Source organism: Citrobacter sp. 172116965, from assembly GCF_013458095.1.
GTDB lineage: Bacteria > Pseudomonadota > Gammaproteobacteria > Enterobacterales > Enterobacteriaceae > Citrobacter > Citrobacter braakii.
Genome location: NZ_CP046673.1, coordinates 33,064 through 58,944, shown reverse-complemented (window position 1 = coordinate 58,944; position 25,881 = coordinate 33,064). Strand labels below are relative to the sequence as shown.

The 25,881-nt window shown below is 51.5% G+C and carries 26 protein-coding genes; 12 read left to right on the top strand and 14 right to left on the bottom strand.

All coding sequences use genetic code 11. The features are described from left to right. The first annotated feature begins 122 nt into the window (after positions 1-122). The 6 genes from GPJ68_RS00280 to GPJ68_RS00255 all read left to right on the top strand — a co-directional run bounded on the left by GPJ68_RS00280 (position 123) and on the right by GPJ68_RS00255 (position 6,081). Positions 123-704, top strand: coding sequence for a fimbrial protein (locus GPJ68_RS00280; protein ID WP_104651908.1), 582 nt, complete (start codon positions 123-125; stop codon positions 702-704). Between the two features lie 54 nt (positions 705-758). Continuing rightward, positions 759-1,220 (top strand): molecular chaperone, encoded by a 462-nt coding sequence (locus GPJ68_RS00275; RefSeq protein ID WP_255489348.1) that lies wholly within the window; start codon positions 759-761, stop codon positions 1,218-1,220. 45 nt (positions 1,221-1,265) lie between these two features. Then, positions 1,266-2,246, top strand: coding sequence for an IS5-like element ISKpn26 family transposase (locus tag GPJ68_RS00270; protein WP_000019445.1), 981 nt, complete (start codon positions 1,266-1,268; stop codon positions 2,244-2,246). Between the two features lie 84 nt (positions 2,247-2,330). Then, positions 2,331-2,663 carry a hypothetical protein gene (locus GPJ68_RS00265; RefSeq protein WP_370461226.1) on the top strand — a complete coding sequence of 111 codons (333 nt, stop codon included), beginning with the start codon at positions 2,331-2,333 and terminating at the stop codon, positions 2,661-2,663. A gap of 26 nt (positions 2,664-2,689) precedes the next feature. Next, complete coding sequence (locus tag GPJ68_RS00260) at positions 2,690-5,143, top strand: fimbria/pilus outer membrane usher protein (protein WP_180837061.1); 2,454 nt, start codon at positions 2,690-2,692, stop codon at positions 5,141-5,143. Then, complete coding sequence (locus GPJ68_RS00255) at positions 5,134-6,081, top strand: fimbrial protein (protein ID WP_104651911.1); 948 nt, start codon at positions 5,134-5,136, stop codon at positions 6,079-6,081. Before GPJ68_RS00260 ends, GPJ68_RS00255 begins: the two co-directional genes overlap by 10 nt. Positions 6,082-6,141: 60 nt before the next feature. On the opposite strand, the gene GPJ68_RS00250 is transcribed toward GPJ68_RS00255, so the two are convergent. Both GPJ68_RS00250 and GPJ68_RS00245 read right to left on the bottom strand, forming a co-directional pair. Further along, entirely contained in the window at positions 6,142-6,978 is an 837-nt protein-coding gene (locus GPJ68_RS00250) for a helix-turn-helix domain-containing protein (protein WP_104651912.1), read from the bottom strand. A gap of 355 nt (positions 6,979-7,333) precedes the next feature. After that, positions 7,334-8,239 (bottom strand): LysR family transcriptional regulator, encoded by a 906-nt coding sequence (locus tag GPJ68_RS00245; RefSeq protein WP_049282835.1) that lies wholly within the window; start codon positions 8,237-8,239, stop codon positions 7,334-7,336. A gap of 110 nt (positions 8,240-8,349) precedes the next feature. Here GPJ68_RS00245 and GPJ68_RS00240 point away from each other — a divergent pair, with 110 nt between their 5' ends. The 3 genes from GPJ68_RS00240 (at position 8,350) to GPJ68_RS00230 (ending at position 10,685) form a co-directional block, all read left to right on the top strand. Then, positions 8,350-9,357, top strand: coding sequence for a zinc-binding alcohol dehydrogenase family protein (locus GPJ68_RS00240; RefSeq protein WP_016155033.1), 1,008 nt, complete (start codon positions 8,350-8,352; stop codon positions 9,355-9,357). A gap of 1 nt (position 9,358) precedes the next feature. Then, positions 9,359-9,664 (top strand): putative quinol monooxygenase, encoded by a 306-nt coding sequence (locus tag GPJ68_RS00235; RefSeq protein ID WP_046276186.1) that lies wholly within the window; start codon positions 9,359-9,361, stop codon positions 9,662-9,664. 118 nt (positions 9,665-9,782) lie between these two features. After that, positions 9,783-10,685, top strand: a complete 903-nt coding sequence (locus GPJ68_RS00230) for a carboxylate/amino acid/amine transporter (RefSeq protein WP_047415725.1) — start codon at positions 9,783-9,785, stop codon at positions 10,683-10,685. A gap of 28 nt (positions 10,686-10,713) precedes the next feature. Here the strand turns inward: GPJ68_RS00230 and nlpA are convergent, their stop codons facing one another. Next, on the bottom strand, positions 10,714-11,532 hold the full coding sequence (nlpA, locus tag GPJ68_RS00225) for a lipoprotein NlpA (RefSeq protein ID WP_016157795.1): 819 nt from the start codon (positions 11,530-11,532) through the stop codon (positions 10,714-10,716). 171 nt (positions 11,533-11,703) lie between these two features. Then, on the bottom strand, positions 11,704-12,120 hold the full coding sequence (locus GPJ68_RS00220) for a GNAT family N-acetyltransferase (RefSeq protein WP_016155037.1): 417 nt from the start codon (positions 12,118-12,120) through the stop codon (positions 11,704-11,706). 130 nt (positions 12,121-12,250) lie between these two features. Between GPJ68_RS00220 and GPJ68_RS00215 the strand changes: the two genes are divergently transcribed. Further along, a complete protein-coding gene (locus GPJ68_RS00215) occupies positions 12,251-12,544 on the top strand; it encodes a YicS family protein (RefSeq protein ID WP_047498766.1) in 294 nt (97 codons plus the stop codon). 92 nt (positions 12,545-12,636) lie between these two features. Beyond that, entirely contained in the window at positions 12,637-14,019 is a 1,383-nt protein-coding gene (locus tag GPJ68_RS00210; RefSeq protein WP_016157797.1) for a glycoside hydrolase family 1 protein, read from the top strand. Between the two features lie 55 nt (positions 14,020-14,074). On the opposite strand, the gene nepI is transcribed toward GPJ68_RS00210, so the two are convergent. From nepI to rbsK, 9 genes are all read right to left on the bottom strand, one after another. Next, positions 14,075-15,259 (bottom strand): purine ribonucleoside efflux pump NepI, encoded by a 1,185-nt coding sequence (gene nepI, locus GPJ68_RS00205; RefSeq protein ID WP_016155040.1) that lies wholly within the window; start codon positions 15,257-15,259, stop codon positions 14,075-14,077. Positions 15,260-15,427: 168 nt separating this feature from the next. Then, complete coding sequence (locus GPJ68_RS00200) at positions 15,428-15,880, bottom strand: DUF1198 family protein (protein ID WP_016157801.1); 453 nt, start codon at positions 15,878-15,880, stop codon at positions 15,428-15,430. Between the two features lie 148 nt (positions 15,881-16,028). After that, positions 16,029-17,420 (bottom strand): hexose-6-phosphate:phosphate antiporter, encoded by a 1,392-nt coding sequence (gene uhpT / locus GPJ68_RS00195; RefSeq protein WP_003023929.1) that lies wholly within the window; start codon positions 17,418-17,420, stop codon positions 16,029-16,031. Positions 17,421-17,562: 142 nt separating this feature from the next. Next, positions 17,563-18,891, bottom strand: a complete 1,329-nt coding sequence (locus GPJ68_RS00190) for an MFS transporter (protein ID WP_094168875.1) — start codon at positions 18,889-18,891, stop codon at positions 17,563-17,565. 9 nt (positions 18,892-18,900) lie between these two features. Beyond that, a complete protein-coding gene (gene uhpB / locus GPJ68_RS00185; protein WP_104651914.1) occupies positions 18,901-20,403 on the bottom strand; it encodes a signal transduction histidine-protein kinase/phosphatase UhpB in 1,503 nt (500 codons plus the stop codon). Further along, entirely contained in the window at positions 20,400-20,993 is a 594-nt protein-coding gene (uhpA, locus tag GPJ68_RS00180) for a transcriptional regulator UhpA (protein ID WP_016155044.1), read from the bottom strand. The genes uhpB and uhpA overlap by 4 nt, the downstream gene beginning before the upstream one ends. A 195-nt stretch (positions 20,994-21,188) precedes the next feature. Next, positions 21,189-22,202 carry an aldose 1-epimerase family protein gene (locus GPJ68_RS00175; RefSeq protein ID WP_104651915.1) on the bottom strand — a complete coding sequence of 338 codons (1,014 nt, stop codon included), beginning with the start codon at positions 22,200-22,202 and terminating at the stop codon, positions 21,189-21,191. Positions 22,203-22,213: 11 nt separating this feature from the next. After that, the gene (gene fucP / locus GPJ68_RS00170) at positions 22,214-23,530 is read right to left on the bottom strand and encodes an L-fucose:H+ symporter permease (protein ID WP_104651916.1); all 1,317 of its coding nucleotides are present in this window, start codon (positions 23,528-23,530) and stop codon (positions 22,214-22,216) included. 27 nt (positions 23,531-23,557) lie between these two features. After that, positions 23,558-24,478 carry a ribokinase gene (rbsK, locus tag GPJ68_RS00165; RefSeq protein WP_003827124.1) on the bottom strand — a complete coding sequence of 307 codons (921 nt, stop codon included), beginning with the start codon at positions 24,476-24,478 and terminating at the stop codon, positions 23,558-23,560. A gap of 325 nt (positions 24,479-24,803) precedes the next feature. On the opposite strand from rbsK, the gene GPJ68_RS00160 reads away from it, so the two are divergent. Further along, positions 24,804-25,589 carry a DeoR family transcriptional regulator gene (locus GPJ68_RS00160; RefSeq protein WP_019078017.1) on the top strand — a complete coding sequence of 262 codons (786 nt, stop codon included), beginning with the start codon at positions 24,804-24,806 and terminating at the stop codon, positions 25,587-25,589. Position 25,590: 1 nt separating this feature from the next. Here the strand turns inward: GPJ68_RS00160 and ilvN are convergent, their stop codons facing one another. Next, positions 25,591-25,881, bottom strand: a complete 291-nt coding sequence (gene ilvN, locus GPJ68_RS00155; RefSeq protein WP_003023914.1) for an acetolactate synthase small subunit — start codon at positions 25,879-25,881, stop codon at positions 25,591-25,593.

The window sequence follows — 25,881 nt, the reverse complement described above, 5'->3', positions numbered from 1 at the left end:
ACAACAATAATTTATCTAACATAATTGATAGCGGGCGACAGCCTTACAGGGCGCAAGAAAAAAGGAGCCCAGACAATGTTACTGATAATAGGGACGATCTATCTCTAAATGAGGAGCGCATTATGAGTAAACTATCCATTATAAGTTTAATTAGCTGTGCCATCGCAATTCCTTCCGCTATGGCAGATTTTGGACATGGTCCCAACAGGGATCAAAAAGGCGTTGTTAATTTTTCCGGTCATGTCTATTCCAATTCGTGCATAATTGAAGCAGGTGATAAAGATAAACAGGTAAAATTAAACCCAGTTCTCAATACAGTAGTTAGCAAATTACATGCAACACAACTCCAGCAATTCAGTATTAAAGTGAAGGGTTGTTATATTAATGAAAAAATAGTTCCCAAATTAGCCTGGAATGTTAATTCCCCTCTAACTCACGATGGATATCTCAAAAATACGACAAGGGGTGGAGCCCAAAACGTAGCGCTAGTCCTTAAGGATAATCGTGAAAAAAATATTAACCTGAGTAATAAGAATGACCGATTTGAGCCTGAGAAAGATTATCTCCTACATGGCAATGATAGCCCGACTTTAACTTATAAATTCAGCGTGGGTTACATTATACCACGTGAAAATAGTGGTTCATCATATGTTCAACCGGGACCGGTAAGCGCTCAGGCAAACTATAGCATTACTTATCTCTAAATACACAATGCTATAGCTGCCTTGCGCTATAGCATTTATTTTAATAGAGGCTTCATGAAAATTTTCATTTATTTATTAGCTCTATTTGCTCTCTCTACCGCACATGCAAATAATATCATTGTCAATGGCACCCGATTTATTTACTCTGAAGATTCCGCAGAAATCACGATACAAATGACGAATACGGGAAACTATCCATCGTTAGCCCAGGTATGGTTGGATGAGGGAAATCCAGAAAAGTTACCGGAAGAAATTTCCACTCCATTTATTATTTCTCCACCCATTGCCCGCGTTGACGCAGGCAATGGGCAATCACTCAGAATAAAAAAAGCCGTTGATAAAAATATTGTCGCCACCGACCGTGAGTCTATGTGGTGGCTTAACATACTGGATATTCCTTCCGCGGATAAGAATAGCGTCACGGACAATTCAGCTGTGCTCAATTTAGCCATTCGCTCACGCTTTAAGTTTTTCTGGCGACCCAGTGGGTTAGGGAAGGTGCGAACAAGTTCCTGATATGAGATCATCATATTCATCCGGAGCGCATCCCAGAGGGACATCATGAGCCATCAACTCACCTTCGCCGATAGTGAATTCAGCACTAAGCGCCGTCAGACCCGAAAAGAGATTTTCCTCTCCCGCATGGAGCAGATTCTGCCATGGCAGAATATGACCGCTGTCATCGAGCCGTTTTATCCCAAGGCGGGCAATGGCCGACGGCCCTATCCGCTGGAGACCATGCTGCGTATTCACTGCATGCAGCATTGGTACAACCTGAGCGACGGTGCCATGGAAGATGCCCTGTACGAAATCGCCTCCATGCGCCTGTTTGCCCGATTATCCCTGGATAGCGCCCTGCCGGATCGCACCACCATCATGAATTTCCGCCACCTGCTGGAGCAGCATCAACTGGCACGTCAATTGTTCAAGACCATCAATCGCTGGCTGGCCGAAGCAGGCGTCATGATGACCCAAGGCACTTTGGTGGATGCCACCATCATTGAGGCCCCCAGCTCTACCAAGAACAAAGAGCAGCAACGCGATCCGGAGATGCATCAGACCAAGAAAGGCAATCAGTGGCACTTTGGCATGAAGGCCCACATTGGTGTCGATGCCAAGAGTGGCCTGACCCACAGCCTAGTCACCACCGCGGCCAACGAGCATGACCTCAATCAGCTGGGTAATCTGCTTCATGGAGAGGAGCAATTTGTCTCAGCCGATGCCGGCTACCAAGGAGCGCCACAGCGCGAGGAGCTGGCCGAGGTGGATGTGGACTGGCTGATCGCCGAGCGTCCCGGCAAGGTAAAAACCTTGAAGCAGCATCCGCGCAAGAACAAAACGGCCATCAACATCGAATACATGAAAGCCAGCATCCGTGCCAGGGTGGAGCACCCGTTTCGCATCATCAAGCGGCAGTTCGGCTTCGTGAAAGCCAGATACAAAGGGCTGCTGAAAAACGATAACCAACTGGCGATGTTATTCACCCTGGCCAACCTGTTTCGGGTGGACCAAATGATACGTCAGTGGGAGAGATCTCAGTAAAAACCGGAAATAACGCCAGAAATGGTGGAAAAAATAGCCTAAATAGGCTGATTCGATGTGTTTGCGGGAAAAAAATCGGCCCAGATCCGCGAAATTTTAATCAGCGAGTCAGCTTGGGAAGAAATGACCTGCTTATTCGCACCTTCCTTAGGTGACCGTCAAAATGCAGAAAATAAGATAAAAATTATTGCTAACCAACGTGACATAACGCTGGTAAACCCCACCCCCTTCTTCATCACGGTTGCGGATATTGTGACGTCATCAGGCCATGGACTCATAAACGAAGGGGTCATGGTCGCCCCGAAAAGCAGAACGACTATCAATGCAAAACAACAAGTCGGCCAGGGTGAATCGGTTGTTTTACAAGCAATCAGCGATTACGGCGGAATTGTGGAACACAAAACAATCATTAATTAATAAAAAGGGATAAAAAGGAATTAGTAATGGGTTTATGTAAAAGGATCCTCACCATACCCTGTTTCATTTTTTTTCATGGTTCATTATTTTCCGTTGGAGCTCACGCAGAAGACAGCACTCGCTACGAGTTCGATAACGCCATCTTAATGGGCAATGCTTCACTTAACGATTTGCAGTCCTTTAATGCCGCAGGCTTATTGCCTGGGACATATATCGTAGATATTTATATTAATGATAACTGGCGTGGACGTCGTGAACTCTTATTCAAAAAAGATAATCACGGCGATTTAGTTAGCTGTTATTCAGAAGCATTTCTCAAAGGCGTGGGCATTAACCCAGAAAAAATGAATCAAACGCTGGCAGCTCACCCTTCACGCTGCGGCAGCATTGCCGATTGGGACACCAGCGGGAAAGCAACGGAGAGACTCAACACCAGCCAGCTTGAGCTGCGCATCACCATCCCGCAGGCTTATGTTGATAATATCGAAAACAATTATGTCCAACCTGAACTCTGGCAACCAGGAGTGCCGGCGATTAATTTCAGCTATAACGCCGATTACTACAGCAGCCAGCAACGTGGTAACGATCGTTCAAGTACGGACAGCGCCTGGGTGGGAATGGATATCCGAAGCTCTGCTGGAGGGTGGCTAATTGAACATTTTGGTAGCCAAAATTGGGACAGTAAAATAGGTAGCCATTACGCCAATAATCGCACGACGCTAAAACGGCCCATCACTCGTTGGAAATCCATGTTAAGCGCTGGCAAGTTCTATACTGACAGCCAGATGTTCGACAGTATGGCTATTCTCGGAGTGGGATTGGCTTCTGAGGATTTAATGCGCCCGGATAGCATGCTGAACTGGGCGCCGATTATTCGCGGCGTAGCTGAGACCAACGCCCGTATTACCATCACCCAGGATGGTCAAACCATTCATCAGTCCTCGGTTCCGGCTGGGCCATTCTCGATTGATTCCGTGTTGCCCGCGAATACTGGCGGCGAGTTGCTGGTCACGATTCAGGAATCAGACGGGCGTATCCGCCGCTTTACCGTTCCATACTCTTCGGTACCACAGCTACTAAAACCCGGCATTTCGCGCTATGGCATCACTCTCGGCACCGTCGATGAAGATAATTATGATGAAGATCCGTTTTTAGCCCAGGCCTACTGGCAGTATGGCCTGAACAACTATTTAACGTTGTATACCGGGGCCTCTGGATTCGAGCGCTATCAGTCAGCCCTCATCGGTAGCGGTCTGAACACCCAACTCGGCGCATTCGCCCTTGATATCACCCAATCGCGCCTAAAGCTTGAGGACAATCGTCAACAAGGACAACAGTATCGTCTGACATGGAATAGCACCCTACCCTGGTCGGCAACCGCGCTCTGGCTGGAAGCAAAATACAGTTCACATCACTTTTACGGTCAACGCGATGCCCTGGATGCACAGGCATTCGTCAGCCAATATTTCTCGTCACGCGAGAAGCAGTCGTTTAGCGCCAGTATTAATCAGCCGTTATCCGATACCTGGGGCTCATTCTATTTATCCGGCTCTCTTAAGAAGTTCTGGGATCAGCAGGATAATTATCGCCAGTATGCCGTGGGATACACCAATGCCTGGGGCAACCTGACCTGGAGTATATCCGCCCAGCGTTTCTGGAATGAGGATCAACAGGGTTCGGTCACCAAAGATGACCAAACCATGCTCTCATTCAGCTATTTCCTGCCCCGGGATAACGCCGGTTTTACGCAGATCTCCTCTGATAGCTACAGCAATAACGGCAAAGCCAGCAATACACGCCTCGGCTTCACGACCTCGACTGATGAGGAAAACAATATCGTTTGGGGAGCCAATACCGGCTATCCCCGCGGCGGTAGTGTGGAATGGGGAGCAAACGGCATGGTGCGTACGCCTTATACCTCGCTGAACGGGACGTGGAGTCAGAGTAACTCATGGCACCAGGTAAGCGGTGGAATGAGTGGCATGCTGGTTGGGCACGCGAGGGGAATAACCTTTTCACCAGAGCGCTCAGATACCGTCGCGCTGGTCTATGCGCCTGATGCGCATGGCGCTCATCTTGAAGGCGTACCTGGAACCCGCTTCGATAAAAATGGCTACGCCATTCTGCCCTGGCTTCGTCCGTGGCGCGTGAATGACGTTACTATCGATCCAAAAGGTTCAACTGAAGGTCTGAACTTTACTAAAACCCAGGCCAAGATTGCGCCTTACGAAGGTAATGTCATTCCAGTCACCTTTGAAACGACGCTCAGAAAACAGAACATTATTTATCCCCGCCTGCAGGGTCAGCAGAGAATGCCATTCGGCGCCATCATCCGCGACAATGCCAATAATCATGTCGGCTACGTCGGACAAGGCGGTGCGCTTTATATTGATGAAACCACCTCACCAGAAGTGTTCGTTTCACTGGAAACAGGGAAATGCACGATCGTGTTAAAAAACCAGGAGGCCACATGTCGGTAATACGTACCGCTTTAATTCTGGGCTGTGCCTTGGGCATTCATCAGGCAGCCAGTGCTGCATGTACCCTGACCACACAAAAGTTTATTTTATCGCCGGAAATCGTTAACGATAAGCAATCAATCCAGTCAGGGGGAGTTATTCAGACGCGCACGCTTTCGCTACAGAATATTCAGGCGTCAGGCTGTACTGACAACCACCCTTTTTCCGCACAGATTATTGGCGATCGGTCCGCAATGAAACAACCCGGTATTATACGCAGCAATGTGAGTGGGATTGGCATTAAAGTCACCCTGGAAACCTCAACCGGACAAACGATCCAGTGGCCATCAACTTTCAGAGCGACGGCAGATGAATTCAGAAACAGCAAAATAAAGATTGAGCTGATCAAACTGGATGATCAGCTTGCGGCAGGAGCCGCTGCGGGTTCCATCAACCTGCAAATCAGAAGTGAGGCTCAATCGTTGCCCGTGGTGGATATCATTGTGCCGGCAAAATATATCACGATGCTCAACCGGTCATGCGCAATCAAAGGCAACCGCTCGATCAACGTCAAACTGCCCGATATAGCACTTGAGCAATTCAGAGGCTATGGAAGCACTGCGGGAAGAAAACCATTTACTATCGACCTTCTCTGTAAAAGTGATTTTACCACGCCTTCCCGGGTTATTCTAAGCTGGAGCGACACAGAGAATGGTCACCAAAGTATTATCGGTGTACTAAAGAATATCCACCTCAAAGGCGCTGCTGGCATCGGCATTCAGGTGTTAGATCAACAACAACAGCCTGTTAAATTCAATACACCTTCATATGTCTATTTAGCGCCTCAAGATAAAGGTAATCATTCCATCCCGTTTTATGCTCAGTATTATCAAACAGCTAACAATGTCAGTCCCGGCATTGTACGTTCAGTTTTGTATTTCAATGCTGAGTACCAATAATCAATCCTAATCTAGGTGTACTGCGAGGTCTTTGCTCCACGCAAGTGGAGCTTTTTTACATTACACATCTATCGGAATGTAATGTTCACAGGTGATTATTTTATTTTTAAGATCCTCTTGGTTATAATGGAATATTTCAATATCATAGCCTGCCTTCCTTTTTAATTTACTCTCCGGCAACATCTTAAAATAAATATATCTTGAATAGAGTGGATAGTCCTCTTTCTTGAATCTGAATGAAAAACAGGCATACGTTCCCGAAGGACACTCATAACGATTATAGGCATTGGGCGAATGATGACTTTTGTTACCAATGATGCTTTTAACTTTCAACCGCATCATTGAGTTTGGATTAGACGAGAAATCGGTTAATGCCCACACATTTTGTTTTGAACTGGTAAGTTGCTCAAATATTAGATTTAATCGATGCAGATGCGAGTCACTGGCAGGCGGGATTGGTGTGTCATAGTTGTACTGAAATCCATGCACGATATCAGCAGGTAAGGTACGTAGTTGCAATTCGCCGACAACAATATCACCGCGCAGTACAAACGACATTAACGGCGAAAGATCCCAACTGGGATTTTTACGGTATTCTGTGGGGGTATAACCGGTTAGTTTTTTAAATTCACGGCAGAAAGATTGCTGAGAATCGAATCCTACCCGCACTGAAATATCGATAATATCCATATGAGTAAGGCGTAACAAGCTTGCTGCTTTGGTTATCCGTCGCCTACGAATATAAAGCCCCACAGGCATATTTATTCGCTGCTTTAAAATATTCTGTATATGTCTGCGACTGTATCCGGAAAACTGTGAAATGTCATCAATACCAATGCCTGAAACAAAATTATCTTCTATATAATACAATACATCATTTATAGTCTTTGACTTCAATGGCCCTCTCCTACCCCAATAAATAACGTAATAACAAAAAGCATCAATGCGTTTAACAATCAGGCAAAGAAATAGGTATGTATCGGGGCTATTATTTTTTATATCGTAGCGGAAGGTATCTCGTCAAATACCTTTTAATAAATATACAAGTCATTAAATCATCGACCAAAAAATTCTTAAAATAAATATTATAAACACTGCATTAATTTAAGAAATAATATTTATCGAAGAAACTATACTCAATGAAACAATTATCACTAACTGATCGGCGTTCCGATCAGATTAATGCCAGCAACAGAGATTAGCTATTATTTATGCGTATGGCTATCGAATAATATTCCTGCGATTGAACACCTCACGGGGAAACGCCCAACGTGTCACACCGCGCCTTCACGGCGTCATGCAGCAGACGGACAGCCGTTGAAAGCTGCTTACGATGTGGGCAAATCATATTCAGCGGGGCTTTCTCGCCCAGGTAATCAGGCATCAGTAGCTGCAATCGTCCATCACGCACATCCTCGCTGACATCCAGCCACGACTTGTACGCGATGCCTTCTCCGGCAATCGCCAGCCGTCGGATTACTTCAGCATCGTCGCTCATAATGGTGCCGTTAACCTGCACACTGCTAACCTCGCCGTTATGCGTAAACGTCCAGCGATCGTGCAGGCGTCCGCGTAAGACGAAGGTCATGGCGTTGAGCTGTGTTAAATCATCCGGAGTTTGCGGCGCGCCGTTTTGCACAACCCATTCCGGTGATGCCACCAGCACGCGTCGGTTACCCGGTGCGACAGGCAGCGCAATGTAAGATGCGTCTTCGGTGTTGCCATAGCGAAACGCTACATCGACGGGGTCTTTAAAGACATCCGTCACCTGGTCGGAGAAAAAAATCCGCAGGCGCAGCGCGGGATAGCGGCGTCGAAACGACTGAAAGACCGGCAGCAGTAGGTTCCGACCGAGATCGGAAGGTACGGCGATTTGCAGCGTGCCTGAAACTTCATCTTCCGGGGTCTGAATTTTTTGCAGCCCGGCATGCATCACGTCCAGCATCTGGCGGGCATAGGGTAGCCAGACCTCACCTTCAGGCGTCAGGCGCAGACTGCGCGTGGAGCGGGCGAACAAGCGGATAGCCAGCGTAGATTCCAGGCGCTTAATAGCAGAACTGACCTGAGCAGGCTGAACGCCGACTTCGCGTGCGGCATCGCTAAAACTATTTAGCGCCGCGGCGCGGACAAACAACGTGAGATCTTCAAGCCGGAACATTTTCACTCCCCGAGTATAAGTCCTGTCGCCGAAGGGCTATTTTTCCCGTTCTGCTACCGGTTTACCATCGAATTATTCAACAGATAGAAGGTTTATGAACCGGAGAGATTATGAAAGCCATCGCTATTACCCGCGCCGCAACCGACGGCAGTAACATTGAATTTTTACAAGAGATTGACCTGCCCATGCCCGTCGCCTCCGGGCACGATCTGCTGGTTGAAGTGAAGGCCATTTCCGTCAACCCCGTTGATACCAAGGTCCGCGAAGGTTTTAACGCTGATGTGCCCCGCGTGCTGGGTTGGGACGCCGTTGGCGTAGTGAAGTCCGTGGGTGAAGCAGTCACCCTGTTCGCTCCTGGCGATGAAGTCTGGTATGCCGGTGCGCTGGGTCGCGCTGGCAGTAACAGTGAATTTCAGCTGGTCGATGAACGTATTACCGCGCTGAAGCCGCAATCGCTGGACAACGCTTCTGCTGCGGCACTGCCGCTGACCGCCATCACCGCCTGGGAAATGCTGTTCGACCGCCTGGGCGTTGAGGAAAATGGCAATGAAAATGATGTGTTATTGATTGTTGGCGCTGCTGGCGGTGTCGGTTCTATCCTGACGCAACTGGCCAGTAAGCTGACCAAAATGACTGTCATCGGTACCGCTTCACGTCCACAGAGCCAGAAATGGGTACGTGAAGCAGGCGCTCATCATGTGATTGACCACAGCAAGCCGCTGATGGAAGAGCTGGCTCGGATAGGCATTAAAGAGGTGACGCACGTTGCCAGCCTGAACAATACCGAGCAGCACTACCCGCAAATTATTGCCGCCCTGGCGCCGCAGGGCAAACTGGCGCTGATTGACGATCCGCAAACCCTCGATGCACGTCCACTGAAGGCCAAAAGCATTTCGCTGCACTGGGAATTTATGTTTACCCGTTCGATGTTTACCACCCACGACATCATTGCGCAGCATCAGCTATTAACCCGCGTGGCACAGTTGATCGATGACAACACCATTCGCACCACGCTGGGCGAGCATTTTGGCGCAATCAACGCGGCGAATCTGCAAAAAGCGCACGCGCAAATTGAAACCGGTCGTTCAGTCGGCAAGATTGTGCTGGAGGGGTTTTAACATGTCTGATTCAGAGGTGATTTCAATTATTGCGGTACTGAAAGCCAGACCGGGGAAAATCGACGCACTAAAACAGGCGCTGCAGGCTCTGCTGCTGCCCACGCGCCAGGAGCCGGGCAATATTGAGTATGCCCTGTTCCAGTTGCGCGACACACCGGATGTCTTCTACGTTCGTGAATCCTGGCGCGGTCAGGCCGGTCTGGACGAGCATATCGCCCTGCCCCATTTCCAGGCGTTTATTCTGCAAATGAACGAGCTGCTGGCCGAACCGCTACGACTGGATTATCTGACGCCGATTGCGCCGTAAGATGACTGCCGAAGCCCCCTGCGGTGTGGGGGGCTGTGCCCGTCATGTCTCACTCGCTTCGCTATCTCTGCTATGATGCCTGCACACAAATAAAACAAAACAACATGCAGAGGGAAAGATGAGTTCCACCAGAAGAGGGATGATGAACGTCCTGATTGCCGCCGTATTATGGGGAAGTTCAGGCGTTTGCGCGCAGTACATCATGGAACAAAGCCAGATGTCGTCGCAGTTTCTGACCATGACGCGCCTGATTTTCGCGGGGCTCATTCTGCTGATGCTCTCTTTCGTTCATGGCGACAACGTGTTCTCCATTATCAAAAACCGCAAGGACGCCATCAGCCTGCTGATTTTTTCCGTGGTTGGGGCACTCACCGTACAGCTAACCTTCCTGCTGACCATCGAAAAATCCAACGCCGCCACCGCGACGGTGCTGCAATTTTTGTCACCGACCATTATCGTGGCGTGGTTCTCCATGGTGCGCAAAGCGCGGCCGGGGATTTTAGTGCTGACGGCGATCTTCACCTCGCTCATCGGTACCTTCTTACTGGTCACCCACGGTAATCCGACGTCGTTATCTATCTCAGCTGCCGCGCTGTTTTGGGGAATAGCCTCGGCGTTTGCCGCCGCGTTCTATACCACCTACCCCTCAACGCTCATCGCGCGCTACGGCACGTTGCCGGTCGTCGGCTGGAGTATGTTAATCGGTGGAATGATCCTACTGCCGTTCTATGCCGGGCAGGGAACTCATTTCGTGGTGAATGGCAGTTTAATTCTGGCGTTTTTCTATCTGGTGGTCATCGGCACGTCACTCACGTTTAGCCTGTACCTGAAAGGCGCGCAGATGATTGGCGGACCGAAAGCGAGCATTTTAAGCTGCGCGGAACCGTTGAGCAGTGCGTTGCTGTCCCTGCTGCTGTTAGGCATCACCTTTACCCTTCCAGACTGGCTGGGTACGCTTTTGATCCTCTCATCGGTAGTGCTTATCTCAATGGACTCACGTCGCCGCGCCAGAGCGGTTTAACCCCAACCGACGCGGCAACGGGTGACGATTACCAGCCCGGAACTGCGCCGCCGTTAAAGATAGTTTCAGCGGCCTTCGCCACTTCCGGTGACTGATAAGATTGCAGGAATTCTTTCACATTCTCGGCATCTTTATTGTCTTCTCGCGCCACGAGAATGTTCACGTACGGTGAATTTTTGTCTTCGATAAATACGCTGTCATGTACCGGAGAAAGCCCGGTTTGCTGGATGTAGGTGGTACTGATAATCGCCACATCCACTTTTTGATCGTCCAGCACACGCGGTAGCTGCGCCCCTTCCAGTTCCATAATTTTCAGATGTCGCGGATTATCCGTAATATCCAGCGCCGTTGGCAGCAGGCCGGTATCCGCTTTCAGAGTGATTAACTTCTCTTTTTGTAGCAGCAACAGCGCCCGCCCAAGGTTGGTCGGATCGTTAGGTATCGCAATCGTCGCACCGTCTTTTAGTTCAGCAACGGTTTTGATTTTCTTCGAATAACCCGCCATCGGGAACACAAAGGTATTGCCCACCGCTACCAGCTTATAGCCGTGCGCTTTATTATCTTGTTCAAGGAACGGACGATGCTGGAAGACATTGGCATCCAGCTCACCATGATTAGTGGCATCGTTGGGCAGCAGAGAACCGCTAAACCCCACCAATTCCACCTCCAGGCCATATTTTTCTTTAGCGACTTTCTTCGCGACTTCCGCCACATCCTGCTCCGCGCCGTTAATCACGCCCACTTTAATATGCTTTGCATCATTGTTCTGCTGATCGCATCCTGCCAGCAATAATCCCGCCAGTAATAACGCCGCCCCAGCCCCGAAATAAGGTATCTTCAGTTTCACGTTTTTTCCTTTTGCAATAACCGCCTGATGAGTAATGAAATGACTATAGCGGGAAGGCCGCTGCGGTTTAAAAAACGAAAAAGCATCAGCAAGAAGAAAAAAGCATAATGCGAAAAGGAAAATTAGTCGGAATGTGCCGTTAGCTCATCCCTTTTGCAGTCCTTCCGGTCATCAAAACGTTTTCGACAAATAATGGCGCGCGGAACCGGTTTCTGGAAAGTTATCGAGGGTCATTTGCAACTGATAGCCGTTTTTCTGATAAAACGGCAGCGCCTGGAAACTCATAGTGTCCACCAGCGCATGCAGGCATCCTCTCTCACGCGCCGTCTGTTCAGCGGCTTGCATCAACTTTGTGCCGTAACCGCCTTTACGCAGCGAGTCATGCATCCACAGGAAATCAATGCACAGCCATTCGCCTTTGATTTTACCGATCAGCCCGCCCAGTATTTCATTGTGCTCATCGCGCCAGTACACCGCCAGGTCGCCAAAATTGGTGGTCCTCAGGAACTGGCGATTGTAGGCGCGCAATCCAACAAGCAGAGCATTTTGATCGTCTTCAGTAATGGTATCTGTAATCTGTATTTGCATCCTATCCTCCTGAAAAACTAAAACTTCTGGCTGATTTTCTTTTTAGAAATTAACACAGGCTGATGAGTGAGGCGCATGCCGTCTACACTTACTCTTGAGATGATGCGCATCGACAACAAGGATTATTATCATGAAACAAGCCGTTTTACCGCTTATTGCCATTCTTTTCATGCTGCCGGGTTTGGCGCAGGCCGATTCGGCTTATGGCTCTCTACAGTCCGTTCATGAAAAAAACACCGTATTGAAGGATTTACGCAAGATTTGTACCCCGCAGGGGTCGCCATCGGATGAGGTGTGGGAAAAAACGATTATGGCTGATTCCCGTAATCAGCAACACATCCGCGAAGCCATTCTGGCAATACAAAGAAACAATCAGAACAACTACTGGGAAGCGCTGGGCAAAGTTGAGTGCCCGGATTTGTAACTATCGCATTGAAAAACGAGTGCTGTAACCGGTTTCTGTTTTGAAAAATCGCCTATTGTGTAGGGAAATGAAACACATCAAGGAGCAAGATAATGCGATACCGTTTTCCCGAAAACTTTTGGTGGGGCAGTGCCTGCTCGGCGCTGCAAACCGAAGGGGATAGTCTGAACGGCGGCAAAAGCCAGACGACATGGGACGTGTGGTTCGACCGCCAGCCTGGGCGTTTCCATCAGGGGGTTGGCCCGGCGAACACCTCGACCTTTTATCAGCACTGGAAACAGGACATCGCACTGCTCAAACAGCTGAAGCACAACAGCTTCCGCACTTCAATCAGTTGGTCACGACTGATCCCGGACGGTACTGGCGACGTCAACCCGCAGGCAGTTGATTTCTATAACAACGTCATCGATGAGCTGCTGGCGCAAGGCATTACGCCATTTATCACCCTGTTCCACTTCGATATGCCGATGGTGATGCAGGAGAAAGGTGGCTGGGAAAACCGTGATGTGGTTGAGGCGTTTGGTCGCTACGCACAAACCTGTTTTACCTTGTTCGGCAATCGGGTGAAGCACTGGTTCACCTTTAACGAACCGATTGTCCCGGTAGAAGGCGGCTATCTGTATGACTTCCATTACCCTAACGTGGTGGATTTCAAACGCGCGGCCACCGTGGCGTATCACACCGTACTGGCGCATTCCACGGCGGTACGCGCGTACCACGCCGGAAGTTATGACGGTGAAATCGGTGTGATCCTGAATTTAACGCCCTCTTATCCGCGCTCACAACACCCAGCGGATGTAAAAGCTGCGCACCATGCGGATCTGCTGTTTAACCGCAGCTTCCTTGACCCGGTGCTAAAAGGTGAATATCCGGCGGATCTGATAGAGCTGCTAAAAGAGTACGATCAACTCCCAGCATGTCAGCCAGGCGACAGTCAGCTCATCGCCGATGGCAAAATCGACCTGCTCGGTATTAATTATTATCAGCCGCGCCGCGTGAAATGTCGTGATACTGCCGTCAATCCTGACGCGCCGTTTATGCCGGAGTGGCTGTTTGATTATTACGAAATGCCGGGGCGTAAAATGAACCCTTACCGTGGCTGGGAAATTTACGAGCCAGGTATATACGATATTATTACTAATCTGCGTGATAACTACGGCAACCCGCGCTGTTTTATTTCTGAAAACGGCATGGGAGTCGAAAATGAGCAACGTTTTATTCAGCAGGACCAAATCAACGACAGCTACCGTATTGAATTTGTTTCTGCGCATCTTAAATGGCTACATAAAGGCATTAGCGAAGGGTGTAATTGTCTTGGCTACCATATGTGGACCTTTATTGATAACTGGTCCTGGCTCAACGGATATAAAAACCGCTACGGTTTTGTCCAGTTAGATTTAGATACGCAAAAACGTACGGTGAAGAAAAGCGGCGAATGGTTTGCCCATACCGCCGAAAACAATGGTTTTGATTGATTCAGTCGTCAGATAACGATGTTGCCTGAAAGCTGCGCGCCATCAGGCAACAATCTCACTGTATTCTGACCTTCATCGTGACCAGAAGCGCCGTCAGCAGCATCAGGCTGCCGGAAAGCATCAGGGGCGAAAGCAGTCCGAGGTTATCGAGCGCATAGCCTCCCACCGCTGCCCCGCAGGTATTGGCAAGCTGAATCACGGCGACCTGGACGGATCCGGCTTTTTCTGCCTGATCGGCAAGCGATCGGGTGATCCACGTCGACCAGCCGACCGGAACCAACGCAAACGCCAGGCCCCAGATAATCGCAATACCTGCCGCCACAACTTTGTCGCTACCCCACAGGATCAGGACCAGCGCGCTAAGCGCCAGCACCAGCGGCGCACCGGCTAAGGCCAGTTTGACCGAGCGCTTCAGAACCACCGAGGAGAGCGACGTCCCGACAAAGCTGGCGATACCAAAACTCAGCAGCACCAGCGTCAGGCCATCAACTTCAAAGCCTGCCAGATTCATATAGATCGGGCGAATATAGGTAAAGAATGCGAACTGTCCGGCAAAGGACATAAAGATGGCAATCATCCCGGCCATCACCCCTGGGCGCTGCAACAGGCTGAACATATTTTGTTTCTGATGCGAAGGTTCACCTGGCAACGACGGCAGCGCTCTCACCACCCAAATCGTGCACAGCACGCCCATTACCGCCGCCGCATTAAACACGTTGCGCCAGCCGATAATACCGCCCAAAAAACTCCCCAGCGGCGCGGCAATCACCAGCGCGACAGAGACCGCACCAAAAATCACCGACAGCGCTTTCGGTACCGTACGGGCGGGAACCAGACGCATGGTCAGCGACGCTGACATCGCCCAGAATCCGCCAAGCGCCAGACCGAGACAGGCGCGGCCAATGAGCAGCAGTGAAAAAGAGTTGGCAAAGGAAACCAGCAGGCAGGAGAGCGTCAGCAGCACCGAAAACACGATCACCACGTAGCGACGATCGGTCGCCTGGATAATTTGCGTCACAAACAGGCTGGCGAACATGGCAACAAATGCCGTCACAGTCACCGATTGTCCGGCAACACCTTCAGAAATCCCCAGATCCTGCGCCATCGGCGTTAACAGGCTAACGGGCAGAAACTCAACGGTTATCAGGCAGGCAACGCAGAACGCCACGGCGAATACCGCCGACCAGTTCGGTCGGGCATTTGCCTCAGCGCGGGATTTTTGTTCAACAGCTTCACTCATTTTGTTACCTGCGTGGGGTTATTGCAGAAAAGTTACGCAGTGTAACATTAAATTTGTGACGTATTTAACGTTTTGGCAACTTTACCGCTGAATGTCGACGTGTCTTATTCGACCAGCGGCAGGGTCCCTTTGTCGGCCTGAGTCACGTAACGCCAACAGGCATGACTGTCAGTGCAGCCAGTGCACGCCATCTTCGGGCTGGAAAAAGGCGTTATAGCGCATCTGAAACGCATTAAACTCCTGCATATCCGGCTCTATTTCGCGCAGAAAACCGAGCGCCAGACGCACCTGTGCGTCAGTAATCGGCGTGGCCAATCGGGCTTTTTGCAGCCAACGGTGCCATTGCAGCAGATTCGACTCACTGCCGTCGACAATGACGATTTGCCAGATCAACAACACCTGGGCAGCATTTTGCAGATGCGATTCATCTGGGCGGTGGAGGTACTGTAAAAAAGCCTCACCCTGTACTTTTCCCATCTGATCGATCATCGACTCTACCGGCACAACATCAATATTCAGTCGCTCGCTCAGACGGCGAATTGCCCGTCGAGATCCGGACGTCAACACCCGAAAACCCACTACAAAAACAACGACCAATGTGGCCAGCATTATCCAAATCATGCGCACATCCATTACCAGACAGGATGCCCATCATAACGGCAAATTCCTCTCTGTCGACGACTGAACGTATCAACACGATTCAGGATGGTTCCGCGACATAAAAAAGCCCGCCATTCAGGCGGGCAAAAGTTACCAATGCACACTTAACTTAAGCGACTTTCAATTGTTGAATTTTTTTCTCGCGGCGAATTTTACGTTCTTCAAACACGGCCACGATGGCCATCAGGCAGATACAACCGATGGCGGCGGTATCCAGCGCGGCGAACGTGCCCGCCCAGCCGGTCAGACCAAAGATCGGCGTGCCGTCGGCAATCATCCCCAGACCCAGCTTGGCGAAGCTGTCACCAATCAGATATGCGAAGGTGCCTTTAATCCCGTCGGCTGCGCCGATCGCTTTTTTCGGTACGAATCCGACGGCTGCAACGCCGATTAACAGCTGAGGACCAAACACCAGGAAGCCCAGCGCAAACAGCGAAGCCAGATAGACATACTGGTTGCTGGCGTGCTGATAAACGCCCAGGGTCGCGATAATCAACGCCAGCGCCACGCAGGCTACCAGCGCACGACGACCGTTAGCCAGGTCAGAGAGCCAACCCCACAGTAACGTGCCGACCAACGCGCCCACTTCAAACAGGGTAAAGCCCTGAATCGCCACCTCTTTGGAGAGCTTCAGCTCCTGGAAAGCATAGACAGTGGACCACTGGTCGATACCGATGCGCACCACGTACAGGAAAATGTTGGAGAAGCACAGCAGCCAGATCACTTTGTTTTTCAGCACGTACTCAACAAAGATCTGCCATTTGGTCATCTCATTTTCTTCAGTCTCTTTGTCCTCTTCACTTATCTCCTCGCCGAACAGCTCTTCAGCTTTACCGAGGCCATAAGACTCCGGGGAGTCGCTGCCGTAGCGCAGGCCGATAAAGCCGACAATCAGGGCGATAATTGACGGGAAGATAAACATACCAATGACGTGACCGTCGAACAGATAGTTGGCGCCAAACAGCGCCACGCCAGCCGCACCCGCACCACCGAGGTTATGGGAGATATTCCACATGCCGAGGTAAGAACCCCGCTTGCGACGCGGCGTCCATTTGGTGATGGTGGAATAGCTACACGAGCCGCCAGTACTCTGGAAAAAACCGCTCAGCGCGTAGAAGGCGATCATCAGGAACAGGCTGGTTGAACCCGCCCCCATGCTGGCGCTGAAGCCGAGCATACAGATGGCGGAGAGGATCAGCATAAACGGCAGGAACTGCTTGGTATTTTTGCCGTCTGCGTAGTAGGAAACCAGCGTTTTACCCACGCCGTAGGTGATGGAGAAGCCCAGGCCAATCATTCCCAGCTGCGTCATGCTCAGCCCGTAGGTGGAGATCATGTCGTTCTGCGCGATGTTGAAGTTTTTGCGGATCAGATACATGGTCAGGTAGCCAATAAAGACCACCAGATAGGACTGCATGAACGGTTTGAACCACATTTTGCGCCGCACATCGAGCGGCAGATCCAGGGTCGGCTTGCGTACCTGGTTTAGAAAGGCCAGCATTTGACACTCCCGAGCTAATTTTTATACCTGCGAATGGCAGGCATTGTAAAAATCAGCCGGGGGACGCGCCTGAGACAGCGTCCAGGTGAAACCGGGAAAATTTCTTAGTTTTGCCCTACTCAGGGCAAAAAGGTGAGGTGCATCACGCTTCGTTGAGTTCGCGTGGAGCCTGGGCGTTCAAAAACGGCAGCAGCAGCAGCGCGGAAATTCCCGCCGCAATGGCGATCACCACAAAGAATCCGGTCCAGTGCCAGACCTCCATCACCTTCGCCAGCGGCCAGCCGGAAAGCGATGCCCCCAGATAGGCAAACAGCCCGACAAATCCGGTTGCCGCGCCCGCTGCCTCTTTGTGCGAGCACTCCGCCGCCGCCATGCCGATCAGCATTTGCGGGCCGAAGACGAAGAATCCGGTGGTGAAGAAGCACGCCGCCTGCATCACGTAACTGGCGAACGGCATCAGCCACAACGAGCCCACGGAGAGCAAAATTCCGGCAGCAAAAATCAGGTTCATTGGACCGCGGTTGCCGTTAAACAGTTTGTCCGAGCCCCAGCCTGCGACCAGCGCGCCGATAAATCCGCCCAATTCGAACATGGTCACGGCGGTATTGGCGGTCACCAGATCCACGCCGAGCGTCTCCGACATATACAGATTGCCCCAGTCGTTGATGGCGGCGCGGACGACGTACACCAGCACGTAACACAGCGACAGCAGCCAGATATAGGGATTCAGCAATACATAGCGGGTGAGGATCTCTTTACGGCTCAGCCCTGCGCCTTCCTGCTGCTGGGCGATTTCCAGCTCATCATGGCGCCAGTCGCCAATCGGCGGCAGACCAATCGCCTGCGGCCTGTCGCGCAGCCGCCAGCAGAGAAAAACCCCCACCACAATCGCCAGCAGCCCGGCGATCATCATCCCGGCACGCCAGCCGTAGTGCAGCGCCGTCGCCGCCATCACGATAGGGATCAGCGCCCCGCCAACATTGTGCGCAGTATTCCACAGCGCCCACCAGCCGCCGCGTTCGGTACGCGAATACCACGCAGTCAATAAACGCGCGCAGACCGGCGACCCCCAGCCCTGGAAAAAGGCGTTCAGCGCCCAGAGCACCGCAAAAGCCCAGAGCGAGGTGGAAAAACCAAACAGAATGTTCACCACGCCGGTGGCGATAAGCCCAAACCCCATAAAATAACGGGCGTTGGAACGGTCACTGACGATACCGGAAACAAACTTCGACAGGCCGTAGGTGATGTAAAACAGCGTCGCCAGCAGCCCAATGTCGCTGCGGGTCAGCACGCCGCTGGTGAGGATATCCGGTACGGCGGCGTTGAAGCTCTTGCGTGTGAAATAGAACAGCGCGTAGCCGAGCCAGATAGTGGTCAGAATATGCCGCCGCCAGTAGCGGTAGAGGGCATCCACTTCACGCTTATCGGTGATGAGCGGCGCGCTGACTGGGGATTTTAAAAACGAAAACATGACCGCTCCTTACACATAACGCTGGGGTAACGACACGCTGACCCGCGTGCCGTGCGTACAGGAAATCGAGAGCGATCCCCCGAGGGCGGTAATACGTTCACGCATCCCGGTGAGGCCAAATCCCTGCTGATTCGACCCCGGCGGCAGGCCGCTGCCGTCGTCCTCAATCACCAGCATCAGCCGTTCATCCTGCTGCCAGCCCTGAAGCGTCACCGCGCTGGCGTTGGCGTGCTTAACGATGTTGTTCAGCCCTTCCTGACAGACGCGAAACAGCGTCACCCGCTGACTTTCGCTGAGTGCAGATTCGTCAATTCGCCAGTCAAGGTGGCTGACGATGCCGCGGCTTTCCAGCTCCATTTCACGCATCAATGAGCGGATGGCTTGTTCCAGCGTGAGATCATCCAACTGGCGCGGACGCAGACGACCCAACAGACGACGCACAGAATCGTATACGCCAAGAGAAAGTTGTTCGATATGCGCCCCGCTGTGCTTCACCCCTGCGTTTTCCGGCGCCAGCCGCTGGACAATGCCCGCCTGGGTGCGAATGGCGGTGATGGTCTGACCGATATCATCGTGCAGTTCGCGCGCCACATCCCGGCGCACGCTCTCTTCGGTCTCCAGCAGGCGTTCAGCCAGACGGTGGTTGCGCGCTAATTCATTTTGCAGCGACTGGTTAAGCTCGCGCAGACGCTGGATCCCCGCGCCGAGCAGCAGCCCGGTCAGGCTTTGCACCAGCAGGGAGAGCAACAGGTCGACGGGATGATCGTGCCAGGTCTGGCTGGCAATCAGCGCAATGGCGTTCATTAACGTGGCAATCAGCGCCCCCTGCCAGCCGTAGTGCCAGGCGAGCGCAATGATCGGCAGTGCGAGGCAAAACGGCGTGAAGCGCGACAGTTCATCGGGCAGGCCAAGCTGCAACCACAGGCTGACGCTAAACAGCAGCAGATACCAGACCAGATGCCGCCCGCGCCAGTTCACCGGCTGAGACACCACCGCCGGGCCCAGCGGCAACCAGGTGGTGCTGGTAAGATAGTGCCAGAAAACCAGACAGATCGGAGCCAGCGTTAATCCACCAGTGAGCGTCAGCAGTAGGGCATTCCACGCCTCTTCGCCTTGCCCAAGCCAGGGCAGCGATTGCAGCAACGCCGCTGCCGTCAGCGCCGCGCCCTGTAACAGCAGCGTGCGCCAGTCGCGCTGATGGCGGTAGCGCGAAATCAGCATCACCGGGAGTAACGTGAGGAAGCTCCCGATCATCAAAAGTGGCAAGTGAGCCAGCGCCACTTCCTGCGCCAGCCAGAAAAGAAGCAGCCATTCCGCACCCAGCAGCACCGGCCAGTAGCCGCGTGGACATTGCAGCATCAGCCCCAGACGCAGGCCAAACGGAAACAGCAGTACCGCCAGCTCCGGGCGCTCAACCAGGTGCAGGCTGATACTCCACAAGCAGAACCACGCGGCAGAGAAGATAAAGAAGCAGGCAACAACGGTGATTAACCGGGAACAGAGCGTGTTCATTGCCAGCCGTCAAACATCCGGCGGGCCAGTTCGACATCGTTGCTAACGCCCAGTTTTTCCATCAGGTTAGCGCGATGCACGTGCACCGTTTTCGGCGACAGGCCCAGTTCGGCGGCAATCTCTTTTACCGCCATGCCTTGCGCCAGTTTCTCCGCCACCTGACGTTCGCGTTTGGTCAGCGGATCCTGACGACCAGCCGCCAGTTTGACGGCGATATCCGGCGTCAAATAGCAGCCGCCGGTCGCCACGGTATGCACCGCCGCGATCAGCTCATCAGGGCTACAGCGTTTAGAAAGGAAACCACGCGCGCCCGCGTTGAGCGCCTGCTCCACCAGCGCCGGGCTGTCGTGGACGGAGAGCATGATAATCGCCATCCCTTTTGGCAACTGGCTTAACAGTTCAAGACCGGAGATATCAGGCATCGAGATATCACAGATACATACCTGCACGCCACGTCCCGGTAATCCCGCCAGCGCCTCACTGCCTGAGCCGAACTCAGCCACAACCTGCAAATCAGGTTCCAGCCCCAGCAACTGGGCAAAGCCGGAGCGGACGATAGTGTGGTCGTCGATAAGGGCAACGGTGATCATGGGTTCTGTCCTGGGGGATAAAAAACGTGCTTACCTTAACGATATACACTTTATCCTTCAAGCAGCCTCTGCGTTGGCTTGGTCTGCTCACCCCAGTCACTGACTTGAGTAAGCTTCTGAGGTGAGCAGACTTGCCGCCTTATGCAGCTTGAAGGATTTTGTGTTCCGACGCGCTGCTGTTTAAGCCTTGAGCGATCAGGCGATGCCAGTTGTGACGGTAAATGTGCGGGTGTGCTGCGGTTCTAGCTGAATCAACGTGCCTTTTCGCTGCGCCGCCAGGAAGCCTTCAGGGCGACAGGTCGCAGGTAGGGCAAAGGCTGCCACCTGCTGATCGCCGTTATAGAGGATCCAACGGGTGACATAATTCAGCTCCGCGCTGGAGAAACGCGTCACGAACGTGGTGCCATCAGGTGCGATCATGCGAAATTCAGGCTTATCCGTGTATCGGTCCAGTTGGTCAGCGAAGAAAACGATTTCCGGATCGTAAAAATCGGGCTCGTTGAGGCGCCCCAGCGAGGTCTCGCCCTGAATGATCCGCTGATTAAACGCCAGCCACTGCTCGGTAGGCTTAACATGCGCGGGTACCGACTCACGCAGCTTCATGGCTTCATCCGGGATATTCTGGCTGAAGGTCGCTTCCGGTACGTAGGCATAGTTCATATGGCACATATACTGTAAAGGCATTGCCACTGAGGCGAGGTTGGTGACCGCCATCTGAATATCAAACAGCGCACTCGCTTTGCGCATAATCACCGCAGGATGCGCCTGATAATGATGACCGAATCCCATCACATACTCGTAGCGTCCGCTCACGCGCAAATTCTCTCCCTCCAGCTCCAGCCAGGCCTCATCCATCGCGGCACAGGCCATTTCGCCATGCAACGGGTGAGAATCTTCCGGCGAAGGGCAGCCATTAGCCAATATACCCGAGTGGAAAGCAAAGCAGCCGTAAGTCGCTACCACTTCCGCAGCCGGTTTCGGCTGACTGAACATGTTGCGCATGGTCAGTTCATGCCCGTCAAACTGAGCATCCCAGATCATCTGCCCCATCCAGGGCAGAATAACCAGATGTCCACGACTGTTTTCTACCTTCAGCCCTTCCACACCGCTGGCGTAACGAAATACGGTAACCGTGAAGTCGCTATTCTTCAGTAAGATTCGCGGATGCTCTGCAAAGAGTTCCCGCCACAGCGTGATACGTGTTGTCATGATCGCTCTCCTCAGGAAACAGTCGCTTCAGCCAGGTTATTGCGCACTTTGCTTTCACGCCAGAAGTAGATACCGACGTACACGAAGCACAACATGGAGACCAGGAACGAGAGTTGTAGCGAGTGGAACATATCGGCCACATAGCCCTGAATTGCCGGAACCACCGCTGCACCAACAATCGCCATGACAATGACTGCTCCCGCCATTTCAGTATGTTCGTTATCCACGGTATCCAGCGTACCGGCATAGATTGTCGCCCAGCAGGGTCCAAACAGGACGCTCACCAGTACGGCAACGTACACGGCGCTGAAGCTTGGCGCCAGCGCAACATAGACCAGAAACAGTGCGCCAATGATGGAGTAGAGGATCAGCACTTTTTCCGGATTGAAGCGTGTCATCAAGATGTTGGCGATAAACTTGCCGATAAAGAAGCAGGCAAAGCTATAGACCATGAAGGTTGAGGCGTCGCGCTCGTTGATATCACCCAATTCCAGCGCCAGACGGATGGTAAATGACCACACCGCGACCTGCATCCCCACGTACAGGAACTGCGCCACAATCCCACGGCGGAAACGGGCATTGCTGGCCAGATAACGCAGCGTATCCATCGCTGACGGACGTTTATGACTCGCCGTTTGCGCGACTTTACAGATCGGGAAGCGGGTCAGCAGGAACAACACCATCACCACAACCAGCACCATAATCATGTACTTGTAAGGCTCAAGGGTATTTTCCAGCATCAACACTTTAAAGTTGTGGATCTGCTCCGCGTTCATCCCAGCCATCTGTTTTTCCAGACTCTCGCCTTCAGAGAAGACCAGATATTTACCCAGCAGAATACCGGCGGCTGCGCCAATGGGGTAAAAGGTCTGGCTGATGTTCAGGCGCAGGGTGGCATACGCTTTTGGGCCAATCATGGAGCTGTAGGTGTTGGCTGCAGTTTCCAGGAAGCTCAGGCCAATCGCAATCGCAAAAATTGCCGCGAGGAACATGGTGTAGGTGGCCATGTGCGATGCCGGGAAAAAGAGCGTACAGCCAACAATATAAAGGGTCAGTCCCATTAAGATGGCGATTTTATAACTGGTCTTTTTAATCACCAAAGATGCCGGAATCGCAATTAAAAAATAACCGCCATAAAAGGCACTCTGAACTAATGCCGAAGCAAAGTTGCTGAGTGAAAATACGCTTTTGAATTGCGTAATCAGAATATCATTTAATGCGGCTGCGCATCCCCATAAAGGGAATAAACAGGATAACAAAATAAACTGGAACAGAGGCGTCTTATTCAGATAGCCGTCGGGCATCTGAATGATGTTTTTATCGTTCATAGTGCTACCTTTTACAATGCAGGAGTATTATTCGTTTAAGGTAAGAAACTCATTAAATTGTTCGATGCTTGGATAAGATGATTGAGTGCCTTTCCCGGTAACGCTGAATGCAGCGAAGAGAGCGGCTTTTTTCATGGCGGCTTCGACATCACCGCTTTGAACGTAATAGTGGGCAAAACAACCGATGAAAGCGTCACCTGCGCCACTGGTATCGACAGCGTTCACTTTAAACGCCGGGACATGGACTTCCTGGTCACGCGTCATCCACAGAGCACCTTTCTCCCCCATGGTGACGATAATATTGTTCAGACCTTTATCGACCAAAGAACGTGCCGCGGCGCGAATATGGTCATAGGTATCCACCGGCATACCGGTTAATATTTCGAGCTCGGTTTCATTTGGCACGAAGAAATCGCATTTACAGGCATAAGACATATCTAATTCCCGTAATGCAGGGGCGGGATTTAATAACACTTCAATACCGTGTTTTTTACCGAATTCAATCGCGTGATAAACCGTTTCCAACTGTACTTCCAGCTGCAGGACAATAAGTTGACACTTTTTCAGATCTTCCGCCGCGCGATCGATATCTTCCGGGGAGAGAAACTTGTTGGCGCCTTTAATAATCAGAATGCTGTTGCTGGAGTTTGCATTAACAAAGATCGGTGCAACGCCGCTGCTGGTGCAGGGTACCTTTTCGACATAGGTCGTATTAATCCCCCAGGATTCGAGATTACGAATGGTGTTATCCGCAAAAATATCATCACCGACTTTCGTCAGCATCAGCACTTTGGAGTTGAGCTTAGCAGCCGCAACGGCCTGATTTGCCCCTTTACCGCCACAACCAATTTTAAAGGCGGGTGCTTCCAGCGTTTCCCCTTCTTTGGGCATCTGGTTGATGTAGGTGATGAGATCCACCATGTTGGAGCCAATAACCGCGATATCCATTTTACTACCTCTCAGAAACAATCACACAACAATGATATTAAAATAACATTATCATGTTACTTCCGTATCATTTGTGACTAGGATCGCGATTGGAGGATCATTTTATTGTTTATTTATTATGCTAAATGTTGCATCTCTATCACACTCAAAATGATTAACTTGCTTACAATTGACTGAAAACTCGCTGCTTATAATCAATAAAACGTGTAAAAACACGCTTTTATTTCCCAATGGTCAGACGTATAGTAATGCAGCAATGTCATGTTCCCAGAAACACATAAATGTTACTGAAGGAACATGAAAACATGATTCGTGGAGAGTGTGCATGGAAACCAAGCAAAAAGAACGTATTCGACGTCTGATGGAATTGTTGAAGAAGACCGACAGAATCCATCTGAAAGAGGCGGCGCGCATGCTGGAGGTTTCCGTGATGACCATCCGTCGGGATCTCAGCCAGGATGACGAACCATTGCCGCTTACGCTACTCGGTGGTTACATCGTGATGGTGAACAAGCCCGCCACCCTCGTTAACGCTCCGCTCCCCGTGCAAAAGCAGTATCATCGCGATGATTTACCGGTTGCCATTCTGGCCGCGGGACTGGTCAGTGAAAACGATCTGGTCTTTTTTGATAATGGTGCCGAAATGCCATTAGTCGTCAGCATGATCCCGGACGATATTACCTTTACCGGAATTTGCTACTCACACCGGGTATTCGTGGCGCTAAATGAAAAACCCAACGCCACGGTGATTCTTTGCGGGGGCACCTATCGGGCGAAAAGTGATGCCTTTTACGACACCAACAATCCCTCTCCGCTGGATGCGCTCAACCCACGAAAAGTGTTTATCTCTGCCAGCGGAGTCCATGAGCATTTCGGCGTTAGCTGGTTCAATCCGGACGATCTGGCCACCAAACGCAAAGCGATGGAACGCGGATTGCGCAAAATTCTGCTGACGCGCCACGCCCTGTTTGATGAGGTTGCCCCCGCCAGCATTGGTCCGCTCTCCACTTTTGACGTACTGATAAGCGATCGCCCGTTGCCGGCAGATTACGCAACCCACTGCCGGAACGGCTCTGTCAAAGTCATCACCCCGGATTCAGACGGCGACTAACTCACTCAAAGAAAACCGTGATTTTGTTAAACATCGACGGGTCGGACTGGTTGCGGGCCACTTTCACCACATCTTCCAGCTTGTCGATCTGGCTTATCATCTGCTCAAGACGCTGATCGTCGTTGACCAGTAGCCAGATGCGGCTCTTGTCGCTGTCCTGAATCGGTAGACAGAGAATGCCTTCCACGTTGAACGCGCGGCGGGCAAACAGCCCGCAGACGTGGGTCATTACGCCCGGATGGTTGCGTACGGTGAGTTCCAGGATTACGTTGTCATGAGTCTGCTGTTGCAT

Coding starts and splice junctions, on each gene's coding strand:
- GPJ68_RS00280 (WP_104651908.1), top strand. CDS start 123: ATGAGTAAACTATCCATTATAAGTTTAATTAGCTGTGCCATCGCAATT.
- GPJ68_RS00275 (WP_255489348.1), top strand. CDS start 759: ATGAAAATTTTCATTTATTTATTAGCTCTATTTGCTCTCTCTACCGCA.
- GPJ68_RS00270 (WP_000019445.1), top strand. CDS start 1,266: ATGAGCCATCAACTCACCTTCGCCGATAGTGAATTCAGCACTAAGCGC.
- GPJ68_RS00260 (WP_180837061.1), top strand. CDS start 2,690: ATGGGTTTATGTAAAAGGATCCTCACCATACCCTGTTTCATTTTTTTT.
- GPJ68_RS00255 (WP_104651911.1), top strand. CDS start 5,134: ATGTCGGTAATACGTACCGCTTTAATTCTGGGCTGTGCCTTGGGCATT.
- GPJ68_RS00245 (WP_049282835.1), bottom strand. CDS start 8,239: ATGTTCCGGCTTGAAGATCTCACGTTGTTTGTCCGCGCCGCGGCGCTA.
- GPJ68_RS00240 (WP_016155033.1), top strand. CDS start 8,350: ATGAAAGCCATCGCTATTACCCGCGCCGCAACCGACGGCAGTAACATT.
- GPJ68_RS00235 (WP_046276186.1), top strand. CDS start 9,359: ATGTCTGATTCAGAGGTGATTTCAATTATTGCGGTACTGAAAGCCAGA.
- GPJ68_RS00230 (WP_047415725.1), top strand. CDS start 9,783: ATGAGTTCCACCAGAAGAGGGATGATGAACGTCCTGATTGCCGCCGTA.
- GPJ68_RS00220 (WP_016155037.1), bottom strand. CDS start 12,120: ATGCAAATACAGATTACAGATACCATTACTGAAGACGATCAAAATGCT.
- GPJ68_RS00215 (WP_047498766.1), top strand. CDS start 12,251: ATGAAACAAGCCGTTTTACCGCTTATTGCCATTCTTTTCATGCTGCCG.
- GPJ68_RS00210 (WP_016157797.1), top strand. CDS start 12,637: ATGCGATACCGTTTTCCCGAAAACTTTTGGTGGGGCAGTGCCTGCTCG.
- nepI (WP_016155040.1), bottom strand. CDS start 15,259: ATGAGTGAAGCTGTTGAACAAAAATCCCGCGCTGAGGCAAATGCCCGA.
- GPJ68_RS00200 (WP_016157801.1), bottom strand. CDS start 15,880: ATGATTTGGATAATGCTGGCCACATTGGTCGTTGTTTTTGTAGTGGGT.
- uhpT (WP_003023929.1), bottom strand. CDS start 17,420: ATGCTGGCCTTTCTAAACCAGGTACGCAAGCCGACCCTGGATCTGCCG.
- GPJ68_RS00190 (WP_094168875.1), bottom strand. CDS start 18,891: ATGTTTTCGTTTTTAAAATCCCCAGTCAGCGCGCCGCTCATCACCGAT.
- uhpB (WP_104651914.1), bottom strand. CDS start 20,403: ATGAACACGCTCTGTTCCCGGTTAATCACCGTTGTTGCCTGCTTCTTT.
- uhpA (WP_016155044.1), bottom strand. CDS start 20,993: ATGATCACCGTTGCCCTTATCGACGACCACACTATCGTCCGCTCCGGC.
- GPJ68_RS00175 (WP_104651915.1), bottom strand. CDS start 22,202: ATGACAACACGTATCACGCTGTGGCGGGAACTCTTTGCAGAGCATCCG.
- fucP (WP_104651916.1), bottom strand. CDS start 23,530: ATGAACGATAAAAACATCATTCAGATGCCCGACGGCTATCTGAATAAG.
- rbsK (WP_003827124.1), bottom strand. CDS start 24,478: ATGGATATCGCGGTTATTGGCTCCAACATGGTGGATCTCATCACCTAC.
- GPJ68_RS00160 (WP_019078017.1), top strand. CDS start 24,804: ATGGAAACCAAGCAAAAAGAACGTATTCGACGTCTGATGGAATTGTTG.
- ilvN (WP_003023914.1), bottom strand. CDS start 25,881: ATGCAACAGCAGACTCATGACAACGTAATCCTGGAACTCACCGTACGC.